At 61.9% G+C, this 18,731-nt stretch carries 18 protein-coding genes and 1 other annotated feature; of the genes, 15 read left to right on the forward strand and 3 right to left on the reverse strand.

The genetic code is table 11. The annotated features are described in order from the left end of the window. Positions 1-85: 85 nt before the first annotated feature. The 9 genes from FE781_RS00995 (at position 86) to FE781_RS01040 (ending at position 9,051) form a co-directional block, all read left to right on the forward strand. Entirely contained in the window at positions 86-1,957 is a 1,872-nt protein-coding gene (locus FE781_RS00995) for a sensor domain-containing diguanylate cyclase (RefSeq protein ID WP_138787756.1), read from the forward strand. An 88-nt stretch (positions 1,958-2,045) separates the two neighbouring features. Beyond that, complete coding sequence (locus FE781_RS01000; protein WP_138787757.1) at positions 2,046-2,882, forward strand: hypothetical protein; 837 nt, start codon at positions 2,046-2,048, stop codon at positions 2,880-2,882. A gap of 13 nt (positions 2,883-2,895) precedes the next feature. Continuing rightward, positions 2,896-3,582, forward strand: a complete 687-nt coding sequence (locus tag FE781_RS01005; protein ID WP_138787758.1) for a TVP38/TMEM64 family protein — start codon at positions 2,896-2,898, stop codon at positions 3,580-3,582. Beyond that, positions 3,579-4,694, forward strand: coding sequence for an aminopeptidase (locus tag FE781_RS01010; RefSeq protein WP_138787759.1), 1,116 nt, complete (start codon positions 3,579-3,581; stop codon positions 4,692-4,694). The genes FE781_RS01005 and FE781_RS01010 overlap by 4 nt, the downstream gene beginning before the upstream one ends. Before the next feature lie 121 nt (positions 4,695-4,815). Continuing rightward, positions 4,816-5,067 (forward strand): HPr family phosphocarrier protein, encoded by a 252-nt coding sequence (locus FE781_RS01015; RefSeq protein WP_138787760.1) that lies wholly within the window; start codon positions 4,816-4,818, stop codon positions 5,065-5,067. Between the two features lie 337 nt (positions 5,068-5,404). Continuing rightward, positions 5,405-5,602 carry a hypothetical protein gene (locus FE781_RS01020; RefSeq protein ID WP_138787761.1) on the forward strand — a complete coding sequence of 66 codons (198 nt, stop codon included), beginning with the start codon at positions 5,405-5,407 and terminating at the stop codon, positions 5,600-5,602. Between the two features lie 191 nt (positions 5,603-5,793). Then, positions 5,794-6,078, forward strand: a complete 285-nt coding sequence (locus FE781_RS01025) for an Fpa/YlaN family protein (protein ID WP_138787762.1) — start codon at positions 5,794-5,796, stop codon at positions 6,076-6,078. Positions 6,079-6,291: 213 nt separating this feature from the next. Further along, positions 6,292-6,672, forward strand: coding sequence for an Asp23/Gls24 family envelope stress response protein (locus tag FE781_RS01030; RefSeq protein ID WP_211346276.1), 381 nt, complete (start codon positions 6,292-6,294; stop codon positions 6,670-6,672). A 135-nt stretch (positions 6,673-6,807) separates the two neighbouring features. Further along, positions 6,808-7,050 (forward strand) — a binding site (T-box leader). 420 nt (positions 7,051-7,470) lie between these two features. Then, positions 7,471-9,051 (forward strand): 2-isopropylmalate synthase, encoded by a 1,581-nt coding sequence (locus FE781_RS01040; protein ID WP_170209385.1) that lies wholly within the window; start codon positions 7,471-7,473, stop codon positions 9,049-9,051. A gap of 49 nt (positions 9,052-9,100) precedes the next feature. Here the strand turns inward: FE781_RS01040 and ftsW are convergent, their stop codons facing one another. Beyond that, complete coding sequence (gene ftsW / locus FE781_RS01045; RefSeq protein WP_138787765.1) at positions 9,101-10,282, reverse strand: putative lipid II flippase FtsW; 1,182 nt, start codon at positions 10,280-10,282, stop codon at positions 9,101-9,103. 4 nt (positions 10,283-10,286) lie between these two features. After that, positions 10,287-10,628, reverse strand: coding sequence for a YugN family protein (locus FE781_RS01050; RefSeq protein WP_138787766.1), 342 nt, complete (start codon positions 10,626-10,628; stop codon positions 10,287-10,289). 244 nt (positions 10,629-10,872) lie between these two features. Between FE781_RS01050 and FE781_RS01055 the strand changes: the two genes are divergently transcribed. From FE781_RS01055 to FE781_RS01065, 3 genes are all read left to right on the forward strand, one after another. Further along, complete coding sequence (locus FE781_RS01055) at positions 10,873-12,084, forward strand: M20 metallopeptidase family protein (RefSeq protein WP_138787767.1); 1,212 nt, start codon at positions 10,873-10,875, stop codon at positions 12,082-12,084. 98 nt (positions 12,085-12,182) lie between these two features. Further along, positions 12,183-12,599, forward strand: a complete 417-nt coding sequence (locus FE781_RS01060; protein WP_211346277.1) for a CBS domain-containing protein — start codon at positions 12,183-12,185, stop codon at positions 12,597-12,599. Positions 12,600-12,790: 191 nt separating this feature from the next. Then, positions 12,791-13,657: a cytochrome c oxidase assembly protein gene (locus tag FE781_RS01065; RefSeq protein ID WP_138787769.1), complete on the forward strand. Its 867-nt coding sequence runs from the start codon at positions 12,791-12,793 to the stop codon at positions 13,655-13,657. Positions 13,658-13,797: 140 nt separating this feature from the next. Here FE781_RS01065 and FE781_RS01070 read toward each other — a convergent pair whose 3' ends face one another. Beyond that, positions 13,798-14,556 carry a thermonuclease family protein gene (locus FE781_RS01070; RefSeq protein WP_170209386.1) on the reverse strand — a complete coding sequence of 253 codons (759 nt, stop codon included), beginning with the start codon at positions 14,554-14,556 and terminating at the stop codon, positions 13,798-13,800. 70 nt (positions 14,557-14,626) lie between these two features. On the opposite strand from FE781_RS01070, the gene FE781_RS01075 reads away from it, so the two are divergent. The 3 genes from FE781_RS01075 to FE781_RS01085 all read left to right on the forward strand — a co-directional run bounded on the left by FE781_RS01075 (position 14,627) and on the right by FE781_RS01085 (position 18,727). Further along, on the forward strand, positions 14,627-16,291 hold the full coding sequence (locus tag FE781_RS01075) for a DNA repair helicase XPB (protein ID WP_138787771.1): 1,665 nt from the start codon (positions 14,627-14,629) through the stop codon (positions 16,289-16,291). Beyond that, the gene (locus tag FE781_RS01080; RefSeq protein ID WP_138787772.1) at positions 16,288-18,189 is read left to right on the forward strand and encodes a hypothetical protein; all 1,902 of its coding nucleotides are present in this window, start codon (positions 16,288-16,290) and stop codon (positions 18,187-18,189) included. The genes FE781_RS01075 and FE781_RS01080 overlap by 4 nt, the downstream gene beginning before the upstream one ends. Positions 18,190-18,277: 88 nt before the next feature. Continuing rightward, a complete protein-coding gene (locus tag FE781_RS01085; protein WP_379252217.1) occupies positions 18,278-18,727 on the forward strand; it encodes a YlbF/YmcA family competence regulator in 450 nt (149 codons plus the stop codon). Positions 18,728-18,731 lie beyond the last annotated feature (4 nt).

The raw sequence follows: 18,731 nt of genomic DNA on the forward strand, positions 1-18,731 counted from the left end.
AATCGTAAATCATAGAAGTCAAACCCGATGGACAAGCATCGGACCGTGCGTCACAGGCGGCTCGCGAAAGCTAGGGAGGCATGGGATGAACGATCCAAACAACTTCTCATTCGTCGATATGACCTGTTCCGTGCCTGCTTTGTCAAGCGAAGCCTCCCTTCCGGAGGCCGCTTTGTCGGGGTTTTACGATTGGCTGGCGCGTCTGTCGGAACGAGCCGAAGCGCCGTCCGGCTGCTGGGTGCTGGCGGATTCCCAAGGCAAGCTGCTGGCGGCCGAGGGAGGGGCTCCCGCTGGCGAGCTGCGCGAACGGTCCGCGGCGGACGACGGTTCGCGGGACGAGCTGGCCGCGTTTTTCCGGCGGTTTGCGTCGCATGCTTTCGGCGTTGCGGGTGACTTCCCGTTCGGCGAATACCGCGCCTGCGGGGTGCCCGTCCAGCTCCGGGCGGACAATGCCCCGACGGCGCTTGTGTTTATCGCGCCTCCGGAAGTTGTCTCGGCCATAGCCGACCGGATCGGGCTGCTGGCGTTCGCGTTGGAGGCTTGCTGCCGGGAGGCGGTCAAGCGGGAGGAAGCGCGCAAGCAGTCGCTGTTATACGAGGCGGCGGCGCAACTGCATGCCAAAATCGACGTTGATTCGGTATTGTCGGAGACGCTCTCGTTTATCCGGCGCGTGTACCCGTTCGCCGACGTGGAGCTGTATTTGTCCCAGGACCGCACCTCCCAGTTGCCCGTCAAGCTGCTGAATTTCCAAAACATCGCCGACGATCCGTGCACGCAAGCGTTCATGAGCGGCAAAACGGTTGTCCAGGCCGGAGAAGACGGCGCGCAGCCCGTGGTCGCAGTCCCGCTGCGCGGACCGCAGGGCGTATACGGCGTCATGCGGCTGGAGTTCGGCTCGCCGCCCGATGCGGACGATCTTCGTCTGGTCGCCAGCCTGGCGGATACGGCCGGCTCCGCCTTCGAGAACGCAAGGCTGTACGAGCAGTCCAATATGCTGATTCACGAGCTGCAGGTGATCAACGAGATCACCAAGCGGCTCACGCAAAGCCTGAAGCTGAGCGACATTTACCAATTCGCGTCCAACGAGCTGATCCATATTTTCGGCGCCGAGTTTTGCTGCATTCTCGAATTGGACACGGCGTCCCGGCGCATGATCGTGCAGGCCAGCAACCTTCCGGCGATGTTCAACGAGCATTTTTCGATCGATTACGGCTTCGCGGGCATGGTGTACAAAACGCAGGAACCGATCATCATATCCGATTATACGCGCAATCCGAAAGTCAAATCCAAGCTGATGGAGATTACGGGCTCCCGCTCCCTGATCGCCAGCCCGATCATCGTGGGCTCGGAGGTGCGGGGAGCGATTTTGGTGGCGCACCGGATTCCGAACTTTTTCTCCTACGACAACTTCAAGCTGCTGCAGGTGCTGTCGGGCCATATCGGCCTGGCGATGTCCAATGCGTCGCTGCATGCCGAGGTGCGGCGAATGGCGGTGACCGACCATTTGACGGGACTTTACGTGAGGCGTTATCTGGACGAGCAGATCGCCATGCAGCAGCGCAAGGATTTGTGCGGAACGCTGGTGCTGATCGATGTCGACAATTTCAAAATGATCAACGACACGTACGGGCATCAGGTCGGGGATCGGGTGCTGATCCAGATCAGCTCGGTGATCCGTTCGTGTATCCGCGAAACCGACATTCCGGTGCGGTGGGGCGGAGAGGAGCTGGCCGTGTATTTGCCGCAGGTGCGCGTCGATCAGGCTCTGCGAGTCGCGGACCGCATTCGCACGCAGGTGGCGCAGGTGACCGATCCCCGGGTAACGATCTCCTGCGGCTTGGCCGACTGGAGCAAGGAGTCGGAGAGGCAAGCGGTCGAGGCGCTGTTCCAGCGGGCGGACGTCGCGCTGTATCAAGCGAAGGAAGCGGGCAAAAACAACATTCAAATCGCGCGGTGAGCGGGGCTCCCGCGTTTTGTTTTGCGCCGCATGGACATTCCTCCCTGGGGTACGCTATACGTATCCGATAGAATAAGGAGGGAGCGGGATGTCCGTACGGAAGAATGGCGGGCGGGTGCGTCTGTCGGCCGCGCTGGCCGCGTTGGCCGCGGGCTTGTCCGGATGTACGGGGGCGGGGGCTCTCGGGGAGGATCCGGAGACGATGCTAACGATGGCGCTGGACGCCCTCGTGACGAGCGGCTCCGTTCCGTTTGCCGCGAAGACGGAGTTTATCGAGGAGCAAGCGGGAGTAACGCTGACGGGACCGGAACGATACGGCGAGATGGACGCCGGGCAGGGTGTCGTCCTGCTCTCGGACGGCAACCGGGACCCGCGGGTCATCGTCCGGCAGGCCGAAGGCTGGAGGACCGGAGACCGCGAGGCAGCCGTCTGGCCCGCGGGCGCGGCGTTCGGCAGCAATCCGTTGGCCTGTATCGAAAGGTTGAAGCAAGCGGGCTCGGAAGTCGAGACCGACTCCGGGGCGGCGAGCGATACGGGTCCGCTGGTGTTGCGGGTTTCGGCCGATTTTGATAAGATTGCGAACATATGGCAAGCCCGATTATCGCTTCCCGAGGAGCAATGGAGAACCGCCGCCGAAAGCTTGCGGCAGTCCGCCCGGCTGTCGGACAGCGACGCCGAACGGCTCATCCGCAGCCTGGAGGAGACGCGGCGAACGTACGGACCGTCGTTGGACGAGCGGTTGGCAGCCTTGCGGGCGGAAGCCGAATATCGCGTATGGATCGGCCCGGGCCGCAAGATCGAGCAAATCGTCGAGACGACGAGGCTCCAGTACGACTGGCGGGGAGCGCGTCATAGCGAGACCGTCGTGGAGACGTACCGCTTTCCGGCCGCCGATTCGCAGGATCGAATAATATCACCGGATTGAAAGCAGGGAGCGCATGGGGAACAAAACTGGACGCTGGGGGATAGCGGCCGCGGTCGCCGCCGCGGTTGTCCTCCTGATCGCAACGGCGATGTCGCCGGTCGGAGCTTACATCCGCGGCATCGATCCGAACGAGTTGTCGGCATGGGTGAGATCGTTCGGCTGGCTGGCCTGGATCGTCGCGATCCTGCTGATCGCCCTCCAGACGTTTGCGCCGTTTGTGCCGTTTGTGTTGCTCGCAGGCGCCAATGTGCTGGTATTCGGCTTTTGGGGCGGTTTTGCCGTCAGTTATTTAAGCGCGTGCGCCGCGGCCGTCGCGGCTTTTGCGCTTGCCCGGGCATTGGGCCGGGAATGGGTGGAGTCGCGGTTCGGCGGGCGGAAAGGCTTTGCCCGGATGCAGCGGTCTCTGGAGCGAAACGGTTTTTTTTATGTGCTGATGGGACGCCTGCTGGCTTTTGTGCCCTCCTCTGCGGTTAATTACGCGGCGGGCGCCTCAGGGGTGAAGCTCCGTTCGTTTACGCTTGCGACGCTGCTCGGCAAGCTGCCCATCGTGTTCGCGGAATGCCTGGTGGGATACGACGTGATGCATATGCACGAGAACAAAGGACGCCTGCTGCTGATGCTCGCCTTCATCGCGCTGCTTGCGGCCGCCGGACAGGCGTTCCGGAATAAATTATTAATCAAGGAGGAGCAACGAGGATGAGAGATCCGAGATTGTCCGTATTGGCGAAAAATTTGGTGCAGTATTCGGTGGACGTGCAGCCTGGCGACAACGTGCTGATCGAGATGTACGGCTCCGAACGCGAGCTCGTCAAATGCCTGGTGGAAGAGGTGTACGCGCGCGGCGGACGGCCGTTCGTCGAACTGATCGACCATTCCGTCCAGCGGGCGATTTTGAAGGAAGCCAGCCAGGAGCAGATCGAGCTGTGGGCGGAGCAGGATCTGGCCCGCATGAAGCAGATGGACTGCTATATCGCCATTCGCGCGGGAGAGAACGCCAACGAGCTGTCCGACGTGCCGGACGAGAAGATGAAGCTGTACAACCGGCTGTACCGCCATCCGGTGCACCAGGAGCAGCGCGTCAAGAAGACGCGGTGGGTGGTGCTCCGTTACCCGAACGCGTCGATGGCCCAGATGGCCAACAAAAGCACGGAAGCGTTCGAGGACTTTTATTTCGACGTGTGCAACCTGGACTATGCCCGTATGGACCAAGCCATGACGCCTCTGCTCGACCTGATGAACCGGACGGATCGGGTGCGGATCGTATCGCCCGGCACAGACCTGACGTTCTCGATCAAGGGCATCGGCGCCAAAAAGTGCAGCGGCCACCGCAATATTCCCGACGGCGAAGTATTCACCGCGCCCGTGCGCGATTCGGTCAACGGAGTCATTCAATACAACACCCCGACCGTCTACAGCGGAATCACGTTCGAGAACGTCCGCCTGCGGTTCGAAAACGGCAAAATCGTCGAGGCGACGGCGAACGATACGAAGCGGCTTAACGAAATTCTCGACACGGACGAAGGAGCCCGCTATATCGGCGAATTCAGTCTCGGCTTCAACCCTTATATCTTGCACCCGATGAAAGACATTTTGTTCGACGAAAAAATCGCCGGCAGCCTTCACTTTACGCCCGGTCAAGCGTACGAGGATACGGACAACGGCAACCGTTCGGCGGTTCACTGGGATATGGTGCTGATCCAGCGCCCCGAATACGGAGGCGGCGAAGTGTGGTTCGACGACAAGCTGATCCGCAAAGACGGCCGCTTCGTCATTCCGGAATTGGAAGGACTGAATCCGGAGCATCTCAAATAAGCGGACAAAAGTGTTCGGAGAAACTCACAAAACGGCCGTTACCATATTGCATGAATCTGGGAGTATCGGGTATCATGAGGGAGAAGGAAGACGTTGGACACATCAAATGGAGGGATCCATTATGCCAGGTTCCGGCAATACGGCGATTGTGCAGATTTCCCAAGCGGCGAACAAGTTTCGTTCTTCGATCGTCTTGCAATACGAGAACAAATTCATCGACGTGAAAAGCATTCTCGGTCTGTATACGACGCTGGTCGATAAAGGCGTTTACGATCTGCACGTCCATGGACCCGACGCTGAAGAAGCTAAGAAGACGCTGGCTGAACTGTTCGAGCAGCATAATCTGAAGGTTCGGATCGTCGAGGACGAATAAAAAGGATGGAAGGCCGCCTGCCGGCACCGCTATTGCGGTGCGGAGGCGGTTTTTTATTGCGGGAAAAAATATTTTACGCTTCGACCAATTTCGACACAAGCGAAAACAAGGAAATGTTAAACTAATAATTGAAATAACTGGTATTCCTATTTATAGGTTGTTGGAAGGGGCGCCTTCCCAGGTGGAGATGCATGATACGGGAGAGTCGGGGCGGGCTGTAAACGATAATGAAACGACCGTTGTAGATGAAGAATCCAGGCTCTAGAGGCAGGACGAGAAAAACAAAACGTTTGCGCTGATCGACCTGATTTATCTGAAGTCGTACGTGGGAGAGGACATGATCTTTTGGCCGCGTCATGATTTCGAAACCTACGAACGCGAGCCCGTCATGAAGCTGTATGACGAGTCCATCCTCTCGTACAAAAATGTGTCGGTAAAAATATCGCTCATCTCCAGCGATAACCCCATACCCTTTCAATCGAGGTACGATACGATCAAAGCTGTTGTCTCTTACATGCAGTCGTATCAACCGTAAGACGGACTCCGTACGGGAAAAACGGACTGTACAGAGGAACCCCCCTGCGCCGTCCGGTTTTCCCCATGCAGGCGCAGCGCGCGGATTCCGATCTTTCATTTCGGGCTCGGCCTTGTGATTTGCTTCATTTTCGTCTAATATAAGGCTAAGAGCTTGGGAATGGCATTCCCGCGGCAGGGGGGAACCGATAGATGACATCTTCAGAACAAGTGTGGACCTTGAACGAGAAGGCCCTTCGTTTATTGGAAGAAGACGCGGACAAAATCGCTAAGCTGATCGCCGTCCAGATGGATACGCTGATGAATCGCCGCTGTCCGCTTTACGAGGAAGTGCTCGATACCCAGATGTACGGGTTGTCCCGCGAGATCGACTTCGCGATCCGTGCCGGTCTGGTGGACGCGGCCGACGGCAAAGCGCTGTTGACCCGGCTGGAGCGGAAGCTTGCCGAATTGTACGACGCTCTCAATAAAAGCTGAGAGACAACGGGCAAAAACGATCGTGTCCTGGGACGTGGTCGTTTTTTTGTTTGGCCGGCCCTTTTCGGATACGCTAGACGGCGGCTTTGGCTCGGGAGGAGATCAAAGCCGGAGGACGGTTGCGTTCTCCCCCCAAAGCGTTTACAATTTAAGGCGTAGGCGACAACAGGGGATGGCTGGAAGGGCCGGACCCGTCGGGAGGGTGAACGCGTGATGGAAGAGCTCGAGAATCAAGGTGTAATTCGGATATCGGATGATGTCGTCTCCACGATAGCCGGCCTGGCGGCTATCGAGACTCCCGGGATCGCCGGGATGTCCGGCGGCATAAGCGAAGGCTGGGCCAAACGTCTGAGCGGCAAAAACGTGCAGAAAGGCGTGACGGTTGAAGTCGGACAAGTCGAAGCGGCTATCGACCTTCGCGTCATCGTGCAATACGGCAGCAAAATTCAGGACGTATGCAGAGAGCTGCAATTAAATGTCAAAGAAGCCGTGGAGAATATGACGGGTCTCCGCGTCGTGGAAGTCAACGTCAAAGTCGAAGGCGTCTCGTTCCGCGAGGAAGAAGCGGAAGAGCCGGCGCCCCGGTTAAAGTAAGGCAAACGCGCAAAAGCTTGTCCGGTTCCGGACAAGCTTTTTGTTGGAGGAGACCAAAACGCGTGTCAAAAAAATGTTCTCGGGCGTGTTGACACCGCTTCTTCGGCATACTATAATGACAAACAATATCGCAAACGAAACGCAAAGAACGGGATCAGTAGCCGCGTATTCCTGCTCAGAGAGCTGCGGAACGGTGCGACGCAGACGGGACATATCGGCGAAACTCGCCCGGGAGCGGCGGGGCTGAACAGGATGGATCTTCCATCCCATTAGGCTTCGACGGGTAGCCTCCGTGATCGGGATCGAGCGGGCTTGCCTTCATCCGGCAGGTCAACAAGAGTGGTACCGCGATCGGTCGACCGGCCTGTCGTCTCTTGACCCAAGAGACGGCAGGCCTTTTTGCATATATGCGCCATCAATCCACAATCGGATAGGTCAAAAACGCGAAGAACGGGAGCAGTAAAGCGATCCGGATGCGCAGAGAGCTGCGGGCAGGTGCGACGCAGCCATCCGAACGCTTGAATCTCGCCCGGGAGCGGCTGGGCCGATCCGGATTCCGCGGCAATCTCAGGCGGCTGAACAGCGCGCGCAAGCCGAAGGGGAATGCGGGAATGCCGGTTAGGCCGAGACGGTTGCCCTCCGTCATCGGGGTTTGAGGTGGATCGGCGAAGTCGCCCGTCGGGGCGGCGCAGCCGGTCAACAAGAGTGGTACCGCGGCAGGACAGAGCCTGGCGTCTCTTGGAAGCATTCCGGAGACAGCAGGCGTTTTTTAATTGAACAACGAAAGGACGATTCGGGATGAACAACAAACCTTTGCGCAAAATCCGCATGTTCGATACGACGCTGAGAGACGGCGAACAGGCCCCCGGAGCCATGCTGCGCCCGGAACAAAAAATAACGATCGCCCGGCAGCTCGCCAAGCTGGGCGTCGATACGATCGAGCCGGGCTTCCCGATCTCCAGCCCGGGCGACTTCGCCGCCGTCCAGCAAATCTCGCGCGAGATCCGCACTGCGGAAATCTGCGGCTTCGCCCGCTCCGTGAAGGCGGACATCGACGCGGCGGTGCAAGCGACGGCCGACGCCGAACGGCGGCGCCTGCATCTGTTCCTCTCCTCGTCGAACATTCATCTGGATTTTCAGTTGCGCAAATCGCGGGAGCAAGTGCTGGCGATCGCGTACGAGATGATTTCCTACGCGCGGCAATTCGTCGAGCGCATCGAATTTTCGCCGATGGACGCAACGCGGACGGGAGACGAGTTCTTGTACGAGATCATCGAAACCGCGATCCGGGCGGGAGCGTCGATCATCAATATCCCCGATACGGTCGGATATGCGCTTCCGGACGAGTACGGGGCCATGTTCACCCGGGTGATGAAGAACGTGCGCGGCAGCGACAAAGTCGAGTTCAGCGCGCACTGCCACAACGATCTGGGACTTGCGGTCGCCAACAGTCTGGCGGCGATCCGGGCCGGCGTTACCCACGTCGAAGTGACGGTCAACGGCGTAGGGGAACGGGCGGGCAACTGCTCGCTGGAGGAGCTGGCGATGGCGATTGAGACGCGTAAAGAAGCGCTCGGTGTCGAGACGGACATCCGGGTCGAGCATCTCTACGAGACTTCACAAATGGTCAGCCGGGCGATGAGCTTCCCGATCGCGTTCAACAAGCCGATCGTCGGGCGCAACGCCTTCCAGCACGAAGCCGGCATACATCAGGACGGCTTGCTGAAAAACCGGAACACGTACGAGATTATGGACCCGGAGAAGCTGGGGATTCCCCGCAGCATGATCATTCTCGGCAAGCACTCGGGACGCCACGCGATCAAGCATCGGGTCGGCCAGTACGGGGTAGAGCTGAACGAGGCGCAACTCGAAAGCTTGTATGTCTCGTTTAAGGAGATCGCCGACAAGCAAAAAGTCGTCTACGATCAACAGCTTCTGGAACTGGTCGGCCAAGCCGCGGGACGGGTGCTGGAGCCGTATTCGCTCGTATCGGTCCAGGTCGTGACGGGCAATGCGGGACATCGGGTGGCTTCCTGCACCGTCCGCGACAATGCCGAAGGCCGCGAAGCCGTGTATGCGGGCACCGGGGAAGGGCCGATCGAAGCGGTCGTGAACGGCATCAAGCGGGCGCTGCCGTTCGGGGTCGAATTTACGGATCTTGAGCTGTATTCGTTGTCCTCAGGCGAATCGGCGAACGGGGAAGCGACGGTGACCGTAAGCGCCGACGGCCGGCAATATCGCGGTTCCGCCGTTCATCGGGATATCGTCGTCGCCGCCGCGCAAGCGTTTATGGCGGCGTGCAACCAGGCGGCGAGAGCAAGGGCGGGAGCGGCCGAGAAGGCCGAAGGGACCGCCTCGCCGCAAGCCGCCAACCTGTAACGCCTCGTCCGATTACGCCAATAAACAAACCGTTGGCTTCCCGGACAGCTTATGCCCGGGCCCAACGGTTTGTTTTTTTGGCGGCGGCCGTCCGCTCGGCCTTGTCCGGCTTGTGCGCGTACCGCGATATGCCGAGCACGATGCCGATGCCGGCAAGCGTCACGACAATCGACGAACCGCCGGAGCTGATGAGCGGCAGCGTAACCCCCGTCAGCGGCATGCTGCCCGTCACCCCGCCGATGTTGACCAGCGTCTGGATGCCGAACCAGCCCATGATCCCGACGCCCAGCAGCATCGAATAAGGCTCCGGGCTTCTCAGCGAGACGAGGATTCCGCGCCAAATGAACAACAGATAACTGAGCAGAAACAAGGACGTGCCGATAAAACCGAATTCTTCGCCGATAATGGCGAAAATAAAATCGTTGTGCGCTTCGGGTATGTACAGCAGCTTCTGGATGCTTTTGCCGAGCCCGACCCCTCCGAATCCGCCATGACCGAAAGCGATCAGCGAATTCGCCAACTGGAAGCCGCTGTCCAGGCGGTCCTCCATCGGATTCAGGAAGGACGTAAACCGCTTGACCCGGTAATCTTCCTTTAAAATGAGCAACGTGACGGCGACTAGACCCGCAAGGCCGGCCGTGATCAGATGCTTCAGACGCGCTCCTCCCACAAGCAGCAGCAGGAAGGAAGAGGCGACGAGGATCAGCGTCGAGCCGAGATCGCCCTGCGCCATAATAAGCGCGGCGAACAGCACGACGACGCCTCCGACCGGCAGCAGACCTTTTTTGAGGTCGCGCAGTTGCTCGCCCCGCTTGCTGATTACGGCCGCCAAGTACATCAAGAGGGCCAGCTTGGCGAATTCGGAGGGCTGCACGGTTGCAAACCCGCCGATATCGATCCAGCTTCTCGCGCCCTTGCGTTCTTCGGCGATAAACGGCGTAAGAGCCAGAACGGGCAAAATCAGCAAAAAAAACGGCACGTACAGCTTGCGAAGCTTGTGGTAGGGGATATTCATCATCACGAACATCCCGATCAGTCCGCCGCCGACATAAATCAGTTGCCTCTGCGTCATCGCCCAAGGATTAAATTGCTCGGGATTTTCCTGATAGACGGACATCGTCGAGCTGACGTTAAATACCATTACAAGGCCAAAGCCTACGAACAGGAGCGTCAGGAACAACAGCAAAAAATCCGGCGTACCCCGCCGGAGCTGCGGCTGACTTTCCTTCATACCGTCATCCGTTCAGAGCTTTGCGCAGGTCGGCGAGCTTTTGCCGAGCGGCTTTGAGGATGTTGGCCGGCACTTCGCTGCTGTAATCGAGCCCGTGAGGGAACGTGGCTCGTCCGATATAAGCGTCTTCCAGGACGAGTTCGGTTTCCGGGTTTTCCAGCTTGCCGCTTGTGGCGCGAACGTTGAAGCGCAGGTAGTAGTCGCCCGTCGAATCGACGAACTTCGCATCGTACGTCGCGCGGTAATATTCCCATTGCCAACGGACGAATCCGAGCTTCTCCGCCGTCTGGTCCAGATGATAAAGGTCGGTTTTCAGGCCTTTTACGTTGGCGTCTTGAATGATCATCGGTCAATTCCCTCCGGATCTGTCTTTTCCAATGTTTTTAACCCTGCTCTGCGGTTTAACGCGCGTTCCCGCTGCCGGAGAGCCGCGCATTCCCTGTGTTCATGATAGTGTTTTTTTGCCGACTCCGCAAGCCTCGCGGTTTTTGCATTCTTGAAACTTGTATGGAGTTTTATCTAAAATAGGAGCAAAGATCAACCGTGCGGGAGTCCGGGACGCCCGCGGCGGGCAGGGGAGAAATACGGATATGAACGAGCACGGCGGAGTTGGCGTATCGACGGCGGGATTGGAAGATCACTTCGCCGATATGGTGCGGTGGCGGCGGCATCTTCACCGCTATCCGGAGCTGTCGTTTCAGGAAAAGGAGACGGCCGCCTGGATCGCCGAGCGGCTGCGCGGCTTCGGACTGAATCCGCGCACGGGTGTCGGCGGACACGGCATCACCGTCGACATCGCGGGAACCCGGGGCGGGGAATCGTCCGGCCGCATTGTGGCGCTGCGGGCGGATATCGACGCGTTGCCGATTCAGGACCGCAAATCGTGCGAGTACGCCTCGACTGTGCCGGGCGTGATGCACGCTTGCGGTCACGACGGCCATACGGCGAGTCTTCTCGGACTGGCGGCCTGGTTGTCCGCCCGGCGCGACATGTTCGCGGGCACGGTCCGGCTGCTGTTTCAGCCTGCCGAAGAGATCAGCCCGGGAGGCGCGTTGCCGATGATCCGGGACGGAGCGCTCGACAGCGTGTCGGCGATCTACGGCGCGCATCTGTGGACCCCGTTGGAAACGGGGACGGTCGGCACCCGTCCGGGCCCCGTCATGGCGGCGGCGGACGAATTCCGCCTCACGGTGACCGGCCGCGGCGGGCACGGAGGACTGCCGCACGAGACGGTCGACAGCGTGGTGATCGCCTCGCAGATTGTGCTGAGCTGGCAGACGATCGTGAGCCGGTATGTCGATCCGCTGCAGGCGGGAGTGATCAGCGTCGGATCGTTTCAGGCGGGGGGCGCGTTCAACGTCATCGCCGAAACGGCTCAACTGATCGGCACGGTCCGCACGTTCGACGAGCAGGTGCGGGAGCGGATCGAGCGGGCGATGCACCGCATGTCCGCCGATTTGTGCGCCATGCACGGCGCACGGGCGGATTTCGAATATTTGAAAGGCTATCCGCCGGTCGTCAACGACGAAGGCTGCGCGCGGCTGGCGCTCGACGTCGGCCGCCGGCTGTTCGGAGAGAAAGCCGTGCGGGAGATGGCCCCGCTGATGGCCGGCGAGGATTTTGCTTATTATTTGAAGCGGACAAGAGGGTGCTTCCTGTTTGTCGGGGCCGGCAAGCCGAATACGCCGACCGGCTATCCCCATCACCACCCGATGTTCGACTTCGACGAATCGGCCATGCTGACGGCCGCCCGTTGGCTGGGCGCGCTGGCCTTAACCGAACTGGCGGACCGATCGGAATAAGGTAGACCGCATGAGGTGTACGCTGCGCGGGCATCCTAATGGCGCATGCCATTTTCGTTAGAGGAGGATGAAATCCCGTGGCTTCCATTCGCGACATTATGAGCACGGATGTCAAAACGGTCACGTTGAAGGACAATGTGTTCGAAATCGCAACCCTCATGAAGCAGAACGACATCGGGTTCGTGCCCGTCGTCGAAGGGCGCAAGCTGATCGGCGTGGTGACGGACCGCGACCTGGTGGTGCGCGGATACGCGGAGAAGCGCTCCGGTTCGGCGTCCGTGGAAGAAGTGATCACCCGCGACGTCGCGACGGTCTCGCCGGATGCGAGCGTCGATGAAGCGGCGAAGCTGATGGCGAAGGAGAAGGTTCGCCGGCTGCCGGTTGTGGATAACGGCGAGCTGGTCGGCGTCGTCGCGCTGGCGGATCTGGCCGTGCGCGAATCGTCCGACGAAAAGGCGGGGCGCGCGCTCAGCGAAATCTCCGAGAACGTCGATCACGCCGCTTCGGGCCGGTAACCGTACCGCCCGTCGGCCCGATCCCGCAGACTGGAACCCTGTGAAAAAAGCCGTTCCCGACCGGCCTGCCGGATCCGGGAGCGGTTTTTTATTGCGGTCAAAAGCCCCGAACCGCCGCTTACTCCGAATAGGACAGTCCCGACGCTTCATACTTTTCAAGCAGGAGCGCGGCGCGAAAAGGAGGGGCCTGCATGACGATGGGAGAGTATGCGGATTGGGCGGGACTATCCTGGTGGGACCCCGCCTTGCCCTCGTGGTGGGTGCTGGGCATGGCCCTTTACATGCTGCTGGTTTCGCCATTGGGGCGTTATCGGCGGAGCCTGGGCGGGGAATACCCCGGACTTGCGCATCGGCTTGCCGCCGCCGGGGGGATCTGGGCCGCGGTGATTGCGCTGACCGGACCGCTTGCCGTCTGGAGCCATCTGATGGTCAGTTGGCACATGGCGCAAAGCGCGCTGCTGTATTTTGTCGCCGTGCCGCTGCTGATCCGCTCGCTCCCGTCCGGTTCGACCGGTTCGGATAAGGCGGTCTCCGGGCAACCCTCCGCGTTTGGGCGGCCGCTCCTGTCTTATGCCGGGCTTGGCTTGTTCGCGTTACTGTTCACCCTGCATCATCTACCGCCGGTCATGGCGTGGACCTTGTCCTCGCCGTCCGTTCATTACGGGGAGCGGGCGCTGCTGCTGGCCGCTTCCGCCGCCATGTGGTGGCCCGTCGCGGCGGCAACGTCCGGCACGGAGCCGTCTCGGGCACGAGGAGGGCCGCACGCGAGCCTCGGCATAATCGCCTTGCTGCCTGCCTGTCTGCTAACGCTGGTTCCCGGCATCGGCTATGAGCGGCTCGCGGAAGCGGCGTGGACCGCCGGCTGGTGCATGCCGTCGAGCGGCGGCCAGCCGGTGCTGCCTCCTTGGCCTCCGGGATGGGACGGCTGGATCGGCAGCGCCGTCATGATGAGCGTTCATTGGCTGGCATTCCGGATGTTTGCCCGCAAGCCCGCGAACCGCGCGGCTTTATGCGGAGAGAGAAGGCGCGCTTCCCTCGACAGTCCTTATCCGGGTTGACGGCGCACGCTGCCGCAAGCGGGGAACGGTATCGGCCCGGAGGCTGACCCGTCAACCCGTTCGACCGCTTCGGGGCCGCCGTACGGTTGTTCCGGCAGAAGCGTTGGCCGCAAAGCGGCTTCCGAGCCGCGCGCTTCGCTTCAGCCTCCCGCCTTGCGGAACCCCGCGGCGACGGCTTCTTCTTCCGTACAGAACCATTGCTCGGGCACGGTTCGATCGTAGGAACGGCTGCCCGGCACGTGATATATTTTTTCTTTGTTCGCATTGATGTTGCCCTTGATCGCGGGAGCGTCGCATGCGGCGCCTCCCGTTTGCGGGACGGCGGACTTGCCTGCCGCTCCGTTGTTCCCGCCGCCGTCCCATCCCCATAAGCCTTTGTTGCTTTCCCTCGCTTGACGCTCGAGCTCGACGAATCTTTCCGCATACATCACATTGGGCGGCACGGTCATGACGTTGGCGTAGCCTTCGGCCACCAGCACCTCGTTGAACATCCGCGTATCGTCCTCGACGAAGACGTAGCGGAGCAGCCGTCCGTAACGGTCGGTCGCCCCTGCATCCTGGAACATGTAAACCGTTCGCCCCTTGAGCCGGGCTTCGGTGAACCGCCGCGCTTCTTCGCCGTACGGCTCGTTTTTTCCGCCCGTGATTTCGGGAGTGTTGACCCCGATCAGCCGAACTTTGCCGGACTTCGTCTCGAACGTGTCCCCGTCGACGACGCGTTCGACCCGCTCGGTCTCGGCTTTCTTCCCTTGTAATTCCGGATACCGTTCGAGGATCGCCTGCACGTGCGTACCGGCGCTGTCCCGGGTCGCGGGAGCGGCGGAGCACCCGGCCGACAGGATGACGGTTAACGCGGCCGCGCAGGCGAGCTTGATCCATCTGCCGCAACTTGTTGTCATAACCTCAATCCTCCTGTTCCATACTATCAAAAAAAGCGGGGAATGAAAAAAGAGCCGAGGAGGGGAATCCATGCGCGAATCGACCGAAGCGCTCATCGTGCAGGCCGACGGGACGGTGCTGCTGGATACCGCTCATCCGCAAGCGGACGAGCTGGCCGAGAGGCTGTCGCGGTTTGCGGATCTCGTCAAATCGCCGGGACCGCTTCAGGTTTACCGGATGACGCCCCTATCGCTATGGAATGCGGCGGAAACGGGCGAGACGGAGGACGGCGTCCTTGATTTTCTCGACGCTTACTCGCGTTACGGCCTTCACGCGAATACGGAGAGGTTGGTAGCGGAGGCGTTCCGCCGACACGGCTTGCTGAAGCTGAGTGAAATAGGCGGGAAGCTGAGGCTCGAAGCGTCGGAGCGGGGATGGCTGGAACGCACGCTTGCCGGACGAGCCGAGCTGGCGGACTTGCCGCGCGAGGAACGGCCGGACGGCAGTTGGTCGCTCCGGCGGGAAGACCGCGGGGTGTGGAAGCAGCGGCTGCTGCGGCTCGGGTATCCGGTGCGGGATCTGGCGGGTTACCACCGCGGCCGGGAATTGCCGGTATCGCTGCGGCATACGAGCCGTTCGGGCCGGCCGCTGACGCTTCGCGATTACCAACTGCAAGCGGCGGACGCCTTCCTGAGCGGCGAGCGGGGCACGGACGGCAGCGGCGTCGTCGTACTGCCCTGCGGAGCCGGCAAGACGATCGTCGGCCTGGCGGTGATGGCCAAGCTGCGGTGCGAGACGCTGATTCTGACGGCAAGCGCCACGTCGGTGCGCCAGTGGAAGCGGGAGCTCCTGGACAAAACCGATCTGCAGGAGGATGATATCGGCGAATACGACGGCGACCGCAAGGAGGTGCGCCCCGTTACGATTGCGACCTATCAGATTTTGACCCACAGGCGTTCCAAAACCGGAGGGTTTTCGCATATGAGCCTGTTCTCGGGCCGGGACTGGGGACTGATCGTCTACGACGAGGTTCACCTGCTGCCGGCTCCGGTATTCCGGGCGACGGCGGACATCCAGGCGACCCGCCGCCTGGGCTTGACCGCCACGCTCGTGCGCGAGGATGGCTGCGAGGAAGACGTGTACAGCCTGATCGGCCCCAAGCGGTTCGAATTGCCCTGGCGGCGGCTCGAAGCCGAAGGGTGGATCGCCGAAGTGCAATGCCGCGAGCTGCGCGTGCCCATGCCGGAGCCGGAGCGGCAGCGGTATCTCGGGGCGGGGCTGCGGGAGCAGTTCCGGTTGGCCAGCGTCAATCCGGCCAAGCAGCCGGTTGTCGATAGGCTGCTGGAGCGCCACCGGCGCGACCGGGTGCTGGTGATCGGCCAATATTTGGACCAGCTTCGGGAGCTTTCCGACCGGTTGAAGGCTCCCTTCATCTCCGGATCGATGCCGCAGGAGGAGCGGGAGAAGCTGTACGAGGCTTTCCGGGACGGACGGGAGCCGGTGCTGGTCGTGTCCAAGGTCGCGAATTTTGCGGTCGATCTGCCGGATGCGAACGCGCTGATCCAGGTATCCGGCAGCTACGGCTCGCGGCAGGAGGAGGCGCAGCGGCTGGGCCGGCTGCTGCGGCCCAAGCCGGACGGCAGGCCCGCCAGCTTTTATTCGGTGGTCACGCGGGATACGCGGGAGCAGGAGTTCTCCGCGAACCGCCGGTTGTTTTTGCTGGAGCAAGGTTATCGATACGAGGTGGAAGGATGAATTGGCGGAGCTTCGTGGACAACTGGAGCAGGCGCGACTGGGAAACCTGGACGAAGGCCTGGCGGACATGGGCCGGGGCTGCGGGTTATCCGGAAGGGGGACCGGAGGGGGACGACCCGGAGTTGTGGGCCGAATGGTGCACGTCTCCCCGCCGGCTGCGGCCGCTTGTGCACGCGTTGGAGGACGCGGAGAGAACGGTTCTGACCCATATGCTGCGTAGGCACGGGTCGAACCCTGTGCCGGAATCGGCGCTGGCGGGGGAATGGATCGGCGGATTGGGCCCGGCGAGAATCCGGCTGGCGCTGCTGGGGCTGCGACGCAAAGGACTGGTTATGGCGCTGCGCAAATCGGGAGGCGACCGGCATGTCGCCGTGCCCGCCGATACGGGGCTGGCGCTGCATGGGTTGCTGTTCCCTCTGGGCGAGCCGGGGCTTGCGGAGGAGCCGACGGCCGGCAAGCGCCGGCGCGAGCGGGAAGCGGCTCCCGGCGGAGCCGGGCTGGCCGCAAGCGTGCTCGGCATCGCCAGAGCGGCGGCCGATGAGCCGTTCCGGCTCACCCGCAGCGGTGCCGTCGCGAAGGCGGGCATCCGGCGGCTGCAGGCGGCGCTGTCCTGGGGAGGAGGCGTCGAACCGGACGGAACCGGCGCCGGGATCGGCTACCGGCGTGCCGACATCTACGGCTGGCCGCTCGCCGCCGCTCTTGATCAGGCGCTCGCCGCCGGGCTTGTACGGGTATGCGGCGGCGGAACCGTGCTGGCGGCGGACGAGCCGGCCGTGCTCGAAGCGATCGGCTCCGGATGGGAGCCGTTCGAGCGGCGGCTGATGTCCCGCTGGCATCGGGAGGCGATGCCGTCGGAGCTGGAGCTGTATCACGGGGCGGCCGGACTGCTGCAGCTTGCGCCGGCCGACGGGTGGATCACGCTGGAGCGGCTGTCCGGCTGGTATGTCCGCCACGGCCTGGGCGGCGGCCCGGCGAGCGAAGGCGGCATCTGCGGGCAAGCCGTCCGGTTGTGGCGTGACTGGATTCGGCTGCTGGCGGCCTTCGGCTGGATGGAGCTGCGCGAAAGCGGCGGCTTCCCGGAGGGGGCGGCGTTCCGGTGGACGCGTGACCCGGCCGCCCGGCCCGTTCCGGGGCCGGAAGAGGCGGGACGTTCGGATCGCGTCGCGTCGCCGTGCTTGTACGTGCAGCCGAACCTGGAGGTGCTGGCTCCGCCGGACGCCCCGCCGCTGCTGCTGTGGGAGCTTCAGGCCGTAGCCGTTCCGGCGGGAAGGGACCTGTACGCCTCGTACCGGCTGGATCGCCAAAAAATCGGGCGGGCCGTCGCCTCCGGCCGGGACGGCCGCTCGATCGCGGCTTTTCTGGCCGCGAACTGCCGGCACGAGCTGCCGGAGCCGGTGATGCAGGCGATTCTGGATTGGGAACGCGCGGCTTCTTCGAGCGGCGGACCCGCGCATGCGCCAGAAGCGGCCCGTCCCCGTTCGGAAGCCGCGGAAGCGGGAGCGGCCGGCAACGGACCGGCGGATGATCTCCGGACGGATGCGGGGGCGGACGGGCTGCTGCTTACCGGGCGTCTGGACGACGGGCTGTGGACCGCGGACGGCCATCTGCCGTCCGACGCGGAGCTGTATCCGTTTCTGGCGGATATCCCCTCGATGTGGTGGAAGGACAGCCGGCAATACCATCCGACGACCCGGAAGCAGATCGTGAAGCTTGCCGTCGAAGCGGGAACCGAGCTGCTGATCGGCCGGGAAGGACGGCTCGAACGGTTCGTGCCGGGCCGGATTGCCGAAGAGGAAGGGACGTGGCGCGTCGCCGGCAGAGGAGAGACGGGAGAGGTGTGCCTCCGGCCTCACGAGTGGGAAGAAATGAGATTGATTTTACCGGGAATCAACGAGTAAAATAAAGGCATCCGCGCGATTTTGGGCGCGGATGGCGCCTTCGGCCGAACCGGGAGCGTCAATCTCACATGGAAACGGGATGGTTGCAGTGTCGACAGTCACGATAGACAGGCCGCCGCTGAACCTGACCGAGCTGCTTGCGCAGGCGCAGGAGATCGGGGACATGATCCTCGCTTCGAAGGAAGTTCAGGAGTATCTGTACTGGAAGCGGGCGGTTCGCGCCGATTCCGAAGCGCAGCAAGCGGTGAGAAGGTTCCAGCGGCAGAAGGAACGGTTTGAGGAGTGCCAACGGTTCGGGCATTATCATCCTGAATACCATAAAGCGCTGGAGCAGGCGCAGCAAGCCGAACGGGAGCTCGAACGGGTCGAGTCGATCGCCCGCTTCAAAGCGGCGGAAGCGGCGCTTGACGAGCTGTTGCACGCCGTGTCGGAGACGATCGCGCATGCGGTATCGGACTCCGTCAAGGTGCCCGGCAACAATCCGCAACCGACCCGCAAAGGTTGCGGAGGCGGCGGCAGTTGCGGTTGCGGGGGGTGAAGGG

It is taken from the genome of Paenibacillus thermoaerophilus, from assembly GCF_005938195.1.
Classification (GTDB): domain Bacteria; phylum Bacillota; class Bacilli; order Paenibacillales; family Reconciliibacillaceae; genus Paenibacillus_W; species Paenibacillus_W thermoaerophilus.